Here is a 9,471-nt window from a genome sequence, read left to right as displayed (position 1 = left end):
GAACTCATAGTCGAAGCTCTCGTCGGGCCGAATGGGCTGCTGGGTGACTGGCGGTACGCCGTCCATGTCGTTGCGCAGTGCGAGCCCGTGCCAGTGCACGGAGGTGTCGGTGTCCAGCTGGTTGCGCACGGTCGCTTTCAGTGTGTCTCCAGCGCCGAGACGGATCACGGGGGCCGGGATCGAACCGAACGCCCAGGTGGCTGCGGTGGTCCCGGCGAGGTCAAGCGCACTGGGTGCGGCGGTCAATGTCGCGGTGGTGACCTTGCCGGTGCCTCCGCGGCGGCGTTCGGCCTCCCGCACGGGGGCGCCGTCGGGCTGCACCCAGTTCGCAGCGGGAGCGCAGGAGGCCAGCGCAATGGTCGCGAGGGTGCCGACGCTAACGCCGAGGAACGCTCGTCGTGTGAGCAGGAAGCGGGTACGCGGGTCTGATGGCACAGTCATCGGTGTTTCCTCTCGGGTCGCATGGGGTGGCGGTGACTTTCGTCTCGTCCGTCCGAGTCGGGCGTTGCGTGTTCGGCGGTTCGTGGGACGGTAGCTACTGCCGCGATTCCCGCCGCGGAGGATCGGCACCGGGATCCCGCTGCGAGCAAGGCCATCGAGATCAGCACGATGACAATGCCGATCCAGCCCCACAGACCGGGGTCTTCCCGCAGGACCACCAGGGACAGGAGCACTCCGAACACCGGCACGAGCAGGGTCCACGCAGCGAGGATGTCAAGACGGGCACGTCGGGTTTCGGTGAACCACGCGACTGTCGTCGCGGCGGTCCCGACCAGCGACAGGAACAGGAGGGCGAGAAGGAACGGGATGCTCCAGTAGATCCTCGGGGGTCCTTCCGCGAAAGCGGCGGTGCCAGCGAGGAGAGCCCCTCCGATGAGCAGTTGCGCGGCGGCCACGAATCGCGGGTCCGCCTGCACGATCCGCCCGATGAGGGTGCCGGCAGTCGTAGCGGCCGCCGAGGTCAACGCGATCCACGCCCCACTGCCAAGCCCTACCGGCAACACGATCACGAGCAGCCCGGCGAAGCCGAGGGCGATGGCGACGATGGCGACGGGGGTGGGGCGTTCGCGATAGATCCACCACGCGGGCAGAAGGATGAGGATCGGCTGAGCGTTGGCGAGCACCGACACGATTCCGGTAGACAGTCCGGTAGCAGCGCCGAACATCGTCGCGAACACCACGGCGATGTTCACCGCTCCGAGGCAGACAACGAGCGCCCAGGTCCGCGGGTCGCGCGGGATCGGCACCCGTTGGATGCCGATGAGCAACGCGAGGGCGGCACCAGCGATGAGGGCCCGCAGTGCCGCGAGCCACAGCACCGGCGCGTCCTCAAGGGCGATGGTGATGCCGACGAAACAGGAACCCCAGGCTGCCGTGATCCACAGCATCCGCCAGGGCCGAGGATGTCCGACTGGGGTGGCACGCAGCCACGGGTGGGCGACGGTCATGACGGATCGCGGGGGCCATTGCTGGTCTCACCGTCGACGGCGGCGCCATCCTGGCGAGCACCGCCTGCGTGGTCGTGATTGGTGTGATGGCTGCCGCCGTGGTGGCCGTGGCCGAAGACGTGCATCGCTGCCATGCCAATGATCGCCACATATGGGAGGGCCGCGAGCACGTGCGGCAAGTGGTCGATGAACAGGTAGATGACGATTCCGACGACGGCCAGGCCGATGATGGCCCAGGCAGACAGGGGCATCCGTCGCCGCGGCGCAGCGACACCTGGTTCCTGACCGGGGTGCGGATGCTGGTCATCGGTCATGGTCGGAGTCCTCCGGACGGGTGAGAAAGTCCTGGCGCATGCCAAGGCTCTTGTCAGTAAGGCGGATCGAGGTCTCGGCATCGGTGACGGTGCCGGAGAGGGCGCGGATCGCGTCGATGGTCTCGGGCACGACGATGGCCTCGTTGTAGACCTGGTAGGCGAGGTACGCTTCGTTGCCGGTGACGGTGACCAGGTCTTCCCATATGGCGACTTCCCACATGTCCCCTCGGGGCCGGCCGAGGTCGCGCATCAGCTCGATGGTGGAATTGAGGGCGATCAAGCCGTCGGACATGCGGATGAAGGCTATGCGGGGCGCGGCACGGAGGGCGTCCAGCACCTCATCCCGGGCGGCCTCCCGGGATAGTTGCAGTGTCCAGAAGTGGGTGTGCGTCTGGGTGTGGGCGCCCTTGGCTGCGATGGTGACGACATCCAGGCCCGGGAGAACGGTCTGCGCGTCGGGACCTTGGTGGGAGGGGATGGTCGGCTCCGGGACCATCGTGTTCATGATGCCACCCAGGTGCGACTCCCACGGGTCGGTGGCGCGGCGGATGAGCACTCCGCGGGCGCGCTGAAGCAGCCCCGCCGTGTCCAAGGCGCCGAGGACGCGGACGATGCTGGTCGTATTGCAGGACACCACCCGGGTGCTGTCGCGGCCGAGGGCGGTGGCGTAATTGGCTTGGGCGACGAACGAATGCCCAGTGGTGGCGTGGGATTCGCCACCCTGCAGCACCGCTTTCACCCCAGCCCCGCGGTAGCGCTCCAGGTTGCCGGCCGCGACATGCTTGGGGGTGGTGTCGACGATCACGTCGCACTGCGTGAGCAGCTCGTCGAGGCTCCCGCGGACGGTCACACCCGCGTCGTGCATACCCTGCCGCACCTCAGCGGTGGAGGCGAACACGGGCAATCGGTTCGCGGCGGACTTGATGCGCCAGTCGGTGGCGATGTCCGCGACGCCGATCAGGCGCATGTCCGGTTGCAGGAGGATCGCGTCAGCGACGCGCTTGCCGATGACACCATAGCCGTTGACGCCGACTCGGATGGGGTCCATGAGCGTGCCTTTCTGAGAGGGTGCGGGGGGCGCGGTCGTCATCGTCGCCGCCGCGTGGTCCATAGCAGATAGCCGCCGAGGGAGGTGACCGCGCCCGCGCCGGCACCGATCAGGCCGGTGGCCAGGCCGAGGCCATGCCTCTCCAGAACCGATGCGATCCGCCGGTATCGGCGCCGGTGCGTGCTCATCGAGACTCCTTGGAGACGGAGCGTGTCCTGGCATCAGCTGAGCGGACGGCGAACACCTTCGTTTCGCCGGCGGAGAGCTGGCCGCCGTCGCTGCCGACGCGCAGCCGGATGACTGGGGCCGTGGTCGGGTGGGCGTGCAGTTCTAGACCGCTTCGGCCGAGAGTCACGTCGAGGAGATGGTCGCGATATCTGACCTGGAACGCGACTCGGGTCAGGTGTGGAGGGAGTTGCGGCGCGAAGGTCAGCTCGTCGTCGCCGACGGTCATGCCGGCGAAGGAGCGGACGGGCAGATCTACCGTGCCGGCCATCGCACCCAGGTGGATCCCTTCGCGAGTCGTGCCGCCTTGGGAGTCGTCGAGGTCGGCGATCAGGGCTTCGCGGAACGCGATCCACGAGCGTGCAGGGTCGATGCCGGCCAGGACAGAGGCGTTCACGACGCGGCTGAGCGTAGAACCGTTGGCGGTTCGGGTCAGGTAGTAGTTGACAGTGCGGACCAGGTCGGCCTCGGAGAACGGGTAGCCGAGGGCGGCGAGCTGCTTACGGAGCCCGTCACGGCCGAGAAGGTAGACGAGCATGACGACGTCGGGCTGCTTGGCGAGCTTGTACCGATTGGTGCTGTCGTTCTCGGATTCGAGGATGAGATCGAGTCGGCCGATGTTCCCGTACTCGTCGCGGTAGTGACCCCAGTCCAGCTCCTCCAGGTCCTCATAACCGTCGAACTGGGTGAGGATCCCATCGGCGTGGAACCCGACGGTGAGCCGTCTGCTCAGGCGCGCCCAGAGCGCGATCTCGTCGTCGGTGACGTTGAGCCGGTCGCACAGGCCGTCGGCTCGGTAGCCGGCCAGGACTCCCAGCGTGTCGCCGGCCCGCTGGGCGACCCAAGAGGCCAGGACATTGGTGTAGGTGTTGTCGCGCAGCCCGGTGCCGGGAGCGTCCGGCGGGCCATCGTGGAACTCGTCGGGACCCATCACTCCGGCGATGTGGAATCTGTCCGTGGTCGGGTCGTGTTCGGCGAGGGAGGCGAACAGGCGGGTCACCTCGATGATGAGCTCGGCGCCGCGCTCGGCGAGCCAGTCGAGATCGCCGGTGGCCTGATAGTGCTGCCAGGCGTTGTGGGCGATGGCGAGCCCGACGTGACGCTGGCGACGTGAGTTGTCCGGCATCCATCTGCCGGAACGCGGGTTGTAGAGCGCGGTGGGCGTCTCCTCGCGGCCGTCGCTGCCGCTCTGCCAGGGAAACAGCGCCCCGCCCAGGCCGGCGGCCGTCGCGGCTGTGCGAGCTTCGTTCAGGCGCCGCCACCGGTACTCGATCAGCGACCGGCTCACTTGCGGGGCGCGGGTGTCGAGGATGGGCAGCACGAAGACCTCGTCCCAGAAGACGTGACCTCGATACCCCTCACCGTGCAGGCCGCGTGCGGGCACCCCTGCGTCGAGCGCGGTGGTGTGAGTGGACACGGTCTGCAGCAGGTGCAGGACGTGCAGATTCAGTACGAGTTGACTGTGCGTATCGGCGTCCAGCGTCACCGCGAACAGGTGCCAGAGGCGTCGCCATTCCGCCTCGTGCCGTTCGAGGAGCCCTGCGACATCCTGGCCGCGCCTCTCGAACAGGTCGAGTGCGGCGGCACTCGGTTCGCTGATGGCTCGGTCGTGGGAGGTGAAGATCGCCGCGGTCTTGGTGAGAGTGACCGCTCGGCCCCGTTCCAGCTCGACGCGGAACTCTCGCGTTGCCTGCGAGGCCGTTTCGGTGAGGTGTTCCGTCACGGCGGCGGCACCGGTCAGACGCGTGCGGACGGCGGTGACGATACGGATCCGGCTCTGCCGGGTGTGTGTCTCGCACACGGTGATGTCGTCGGCGTGGCGGAACGCCGGCGGGGCGAGGTGTGTGGTGTCCGAACCGATATAGGCGGCCACGTTGGAGTTGCGTACCCCCGCGTCGACTCCTGCTCGCAGGGTGAGCGTGCCGTTCCAGTCGGGTGCACTGATCGTGGTCTCCAGGACGGCCAGGTGAGGGTCGTCCATGGAGATGAAGGACCTCTGCACGAGGAAGAGCTGATGCCCGTCCGGGCCGGCAAGGACGGCGCGGCGTGTGGCGAGCCCGCGTCGGAGGTCGAGCTCGCGTCGTTCGCTGAGCGTCGGCGCCTGTCCGGAGGAAAGCCATGGTCCGTTTCCGATTCGGAGGTCCACCGGAAGCCAGTTCGGTGTGTTGACGAGGTGTTCTTCTTCGACAGCGCGGCCGTGGATAGTGCTCATCAGTCGGTTGTAGACGCCAGCGAGGTAGGTGCCCGGGTAGTGGATGCCGTCGTCGTGGTGCTCGGGACGTACCCCTCGCGTCACCAGATAGCCGTTGCCCAGCGCGGTGAGTGTCTCCCGGTGCCCCTCGTGCGCGGGGTCGAAGCCTTCGTAGACCAGCCGCCAGGGATCCGTCGTGGAGAGGCCCAGATCCAGCTCGCCGACATCGTTGAGCACGACGTCGGCGCCCGCGGCTTCGAGTTGCTCGCGCTGTTCGGCGCGGTCGATTCCGACGACGAGCCCGAAACCGCCGCGTTGGCCGGCTTCCACGCCGGCGACCGAGTCCTCGACGATCGCAATGCGAGCGGGAGGAACGCCGAGGCGGCGTGCTGCCTCGGCGAACATGTCGGGGTAAGGCTTGCCCTGCAAGTGATGCGTGAGCGCGGTTTGGCCGTCCACGACCGTGTCGAAGGCGCCGGTAAGACCGGCTGTGTTCAGCAGTTGCTGCGCGTTTCGACTCGCGGTGACCAGACCGGCCGGTACGGCCGCGTCCCGCAGGCGCCGCAGCAGCGCTGCCGTGCCCGGATAGACCCGCAGTCCGCGCGTGCGCAGCTCGGCAAGGAAGAGTGCGTTCTTGCGCGCGGCGATCCCGGCGATCGTCCATGCCGACGGTGGGTCGTCGGATTGCCCGGCATCCAGCCTGACGCCGCGGGCGGCGAGGTATCTCGCCACTCCGTCCTCTCGGCTCCGCCCGTCCACGTATCGCCGATAGTCAGCCACCGGGTCGAAGGTGTTCTGCGGATCATCCACGTGGACGCGCGAATCTCGCAGCACCTCGTCGAAGAGCTGCTTCCACGCGGCGGCATGGATGGCGGCGGTGTTCGTCACGACGCCGTCCAGGTCGAAGAGGACTGCGTCGTAGGCAGTGTCAAGACGATGAGTCCTCTGCGCCTGCGATCGCCGATCGGCCCTCATCGTGACGCACCGTGAGGGTTCATGACGCACCGCCGGACGCCGAGGCCGTGGTGGGAGTGCTCGCGGTTGCCGGATCGGCCGGGGCGGGCAGGCGCAGCCGCTTCAGAAGGAGCGCGTTGACTGCGACGATGACGCTGGAGCCGGACATGCTGATGGCGGCGATCTCTGGGGTGAGCATGATCCCGAAGGCCGGGTAGAACACTCCGGCAGCGATGGGCAGCGCGATGGCGTTGTATCCGATGGCCCAGCCAAGGTTCTGCCGCATCTTCCGTAGCGTTCCCTTGCCGATCTTCAGCGCGATTGCGACGTCCAGCGGGTCGGAGCGCATCAGCACGACGTCGGCGGTCTCGATCGCGACGTCGGTGCCAGCGCCGATCGCGATGCCGAGGTCCGCCTGGGCGAGGGCGGGCGCGTCGTTGACGCCGTCGCCGACCATCGCGACCTTCTTGCCGGCCTTTTGCAGCTCGGCGATCTTCGCGGACTTGTCCTCGGGGAGCACGTCGGCGATGACCGTGTCGATGCCCAGCAGCGACGCGATCCGTTCGGCGGTGGGCTTGTTGTCGCCCGTGAGCATCGCCACCTCGATACCCTGCTCATGCAGCGCGTCGATCGCTGCTCTTGCGGTGTCACGGGCGGCATCGGCAAGGGCGATGACCCCGGCGATCTTCCCGTCGACAGCGAACATGATCGCGGTGCGACCACCGTTGGCGAGGGCCTGCTGCTGCGCGGCGACCGCGCTGGTGTCGATGCCCTCGGACGCCATCAGCCGAGCGTTGCCGAGGACGACCTGCTTCCCGTTGACGGTCGCGATCGCCCCCTGCCCGGTGACGTTGCGGAATGCCGTCGCGGTCCGCCGAGGGATGCCGCGCTCGTCGGCATAGGTCACGATCGCTTTCGCCAGCGGGTGCTCGGACTCTCGCTCGAGCGCCGCAGCGAGGGACAGCAGCTCCAGGTCGTCCGTGCCGACCGGGAGGTAGTCGGTGACCTCCGGTTCGCCCTTGGTGAGGGTGCCGGTCTTGTCCAACACGACTGTGTCGATGCGGGCGGCGGTCTCGATCCCGGAGGCGTTCTTGAACAGCACGCCGCGCTTGGCGCCCAGGCCGGTGCCGACCATGATCGCGGTCGGGGTCGCGAGTCCGAGAGCGTCGGGGCAGGTGATGACCACGACGGTGATGGCGAACAGGATCGCCATCGGCACGTCCATCCCGGCGAGGAACCAGACCAGGAAGGTGAGGGTGCCGCCGATCAGGGCGACCAGGACGAGCCAGAACGCCGCCCGGTCGGCAAGACGCTGCCCGGGTGCCTTGGAATTCTGCGCCTCCTGCACGAGCTTGACGATCTGCGCGAGCGCGGTGTCGGCGCCGACCTTCGTCGCCCGCACTCGCAGCGTGCCGACGGTGTTCACGGTCGCGCCGATCACCTCTGAGCCCGGCGCCTTCTCAACCGGCATGGACTCGCCAGTGACCATCGACTCGTCGACCTCGGACTCCCCTTCATCCACCGTGCCGTCGGTGGGGATCTTCGCCCCGGGGCGGATCAGCATCAGGTCGCCAGGGACCACCTCGGACGTGGGGATCTCCACCTCCTCGCCACCGCGGATGACGACTGCGCGGGCCGGGGCGAGCTCCAGTAGGCGGCGGATGGCGTCGTTCGCCCCACCGCGGGCACGCATCTCCACCCAGTGCCCGAGCAGCACGAAGGTGGCCAGCACGGTCGCGGCCTCGTAGAACACCTCGCCGCCGCCGGTGAGGGTGATGATCAGGCTGTAGATCCAACCGGCGCCGACGCCGACCGCGACCAGCACCATCATGTCCAGTGTGCGGGCGCGCAGGGCCCGGTAGGCCCCGTCGAAGAAGATCCAGGCCGAGTAGAAGATCACCGGCAGCGACAGGATCAGCATGAACACGTCATCGCGCAGCCCGAACGGGGCCGGCACCTCGAACCCGATCACCTCCCGGCCGATCGGCGACCACAGGGTGATCGGGATCGACAGGATCAGCGCGACCAGGAACCGGTTGCGCATGTCGCGGATCATCGCGTCCATCGACATCCCGCCGTGCCCGCCGTGGCCCATCATCTCCTGCGCACTGTGCCCGGACGCCTCCGTCCCGTGATCGTGCCCGTCCGCGGCGGTTGCCGGATGGCCAGCATGCTCATCACCCGCGCCCGCCGCCGGGTGGGCGTGCTCGCCAGCGACCGCGGTACCAACGTGATCGTGTCCGTCCGCTGCGATTGCCTGATGGCCTTCATGCCCGTCGTGCCCGTCGTGCGGTTCATGGCCAGCATGCTCGGGATGCCCGCCGTGATCGGTGCGCGCCTCGTGGCCCCCGTGGCCGACATGCGTGTCGTGCCCCTGCGTGGTCGCGTGGTCGTGCGGCTCGTGGGTGGGGTCGCAGATGTGGTCGGGCACGGACTGCCCGGCGCAGTGGTACCCGCATTCGATGACCCACTGCTGCAGGTACGCGACGGAGGTGGTCTGCGGATCGTAGGTGACGGTCGCGGTCTGCGAGACGGGGTTCGCGTCGACGCTGATCACACCCGGCTGGCGGGCCAGGTGGGCTTCGGTGACATTCTTCGAAGTCGCGCGGATCATGCCGCTGACCTGCAACGTCACGGTCTTGGTGTCGTTCATTGGGGTTCCTTCCCGATGGCGAGGTCGGTGGTGCCGGGATGGGGCCATTGCCAGTCGGCGACGGCGGGGATGTCGGTGCCGTGCTCGCGAGTGTGGGCGCGGGCGCGCAACCGGGCGTCCTGCAACTCCTGACGCAGTTCGGCGCGACGTGCGGCCAGGCCTGGGACGTGGTCCAGAACGTCGATCGCGAGCCGGTACCGGTCCAGGTCGTTGAGCATGACCATGTCGAACGGGGTCGTGGTGGTGCCCTTCTCCACGAAGCCGTGGACGTGCAGGTTCTGGTGCCCCGCGCGCTTGTACGTGAGCCGGTGGATCAGCCACGGGTAGCCGTGGTAGGCGAAGATCACCGGCTTGTCGGGAGTGAAGATCGCGTCGAACTCCCTATCCGACAGTCCGTGCGGGTGCTGGTCCTCGGACTGCAGACGGGTCAGGTCGACGACGTTGACGACCCGCACGCTCAGCTCCGGGATGTGCTCGCGCAGCAGCGCGGCCGCGGCGAGGGTCTCGAGGGTGGGCACGTCTCCGGCAGCGGCGAGGACGACATCCGGCTCGGTGCCTTCGGTCTCGGTGCCGGCCCAGGGCAGGATGCCGAGCCCGCGGGTGCAGTGCTCGATCGCCTCATCCATGGTCAGCCACTG

7 protein-coding genes and 1 pseudogene are annotated in these 9,471 nt (G+C 68.2%); all 8 read right to left on the bottom strand.

What is annotated here, in order from left to right:
• The coding region (locus Q1V87_RS05635) for a multicopper oxidase domain-containing protein (RefSeq protein ID WP_300591208.1) at window positions 1-441 on the bottom strand (441 nt) is incomplete at its 3' end.
• Window positions 438-1,448, bottom strand: a complete 1,011-nt coding sequence (locus tag Q1V87_RS05630) for a DMT family transporter (protein ID WP_292711014.1) — start codon at window positions 1,446-1,448, stop codon at window positions 438-440. The genes Q1V87_RS05630 and Q1V87_RS05635, both read right to left, overlap by 4 nt.
• On the bottom strand, window positions 1,445-1,762 hold the full coding sequence (locus Q1V87_RS05625; RefSeq protein WP_300591207.1) for a DUF2933 domain-containing protein: 318 nt from the start codon (window positions 1,760-1,762) through the stop codon (window positions 1,445-1,447). The genes Q1V87_RS05630 and Q1V87_RS05625 overlap by 4 nt, the downstream gene beginning before the upstream one ends.
• Complete coding sequence (locus Q1V87_RS05620; protein WP_300591206.1) at window positions 1,752-2,810, bottom strand: type II glyceraldehyde-3-phosphate dehydrogenase; 1,059 nt, start codon at window positions 2,808-2,810, stop codon at window positions 1,752-1,754. The genes Q1V87_RS05625 and Q1V87_RS05620 overlap by 11 nt, the downstream gene beginning before the upstream one ends.
• Window positions 2,811-2,848: 38 nt before the next feature.
• Entirely contained in the window at window positions 2,849-2,998 is a 150-nt protein-coding gene (locus Q1V87_RS05615) for a hypothetical protein (RefSeq protein WP_292711006.1), read from the bottom strand.
• A complete protein-coding gene (locus Q1V87_RS05610) occupies window positions 2,995-6,201 on the bottom strand; it encodes an HAD-IA family hydrolase (RefSeq protein ID WP_300591205.1) in 3,207 nt (1,068 codons plus the stop codon). The genes Q1V87_RS05615 and Q1V87_RS05610 overlap by 4 nt, the downstream gene beginning before the upstream one ends.
• Window positions 6,202-6,220: 19 nt before the next feature.
• The gene (locus Q1V87_RS05605; protein ID WP_300591204.1) at window positions 6,221-8,833 is read right to left on the bottom strand and encodes a cation-translocating P-type ATPase; all 2,613 of its coding nucleotides are present in this window, start codon (window positions 8,831-8,833) and stop codon (window positions 6,221-6,223) included.
• Window positions 8,830-9,471: pseudogene (locus Q1V87_RS05600) on the bottom strand (phosphoketolase); the annotation flags it as partial. The gene Q1V87_RS05605 and the pseudogene Q1V87_RS05600, both read right to left, overlap by 4 nt.

The sequence above is a fragment of the Microbacterium sp. genome, assembly GCF_030149085.1.
In the GTDB taxonomy this organism is placed as follows: domain Bacteria; phylum Actinomycetota; class Actinomycetes; order Actinomycetales; family Microbacteriaceae; genus Microbacterium.
Note: the sequence above shows the minus strand (reverse complement) of the source record. Positions and strands in the feature narration are given on the sequence as shown.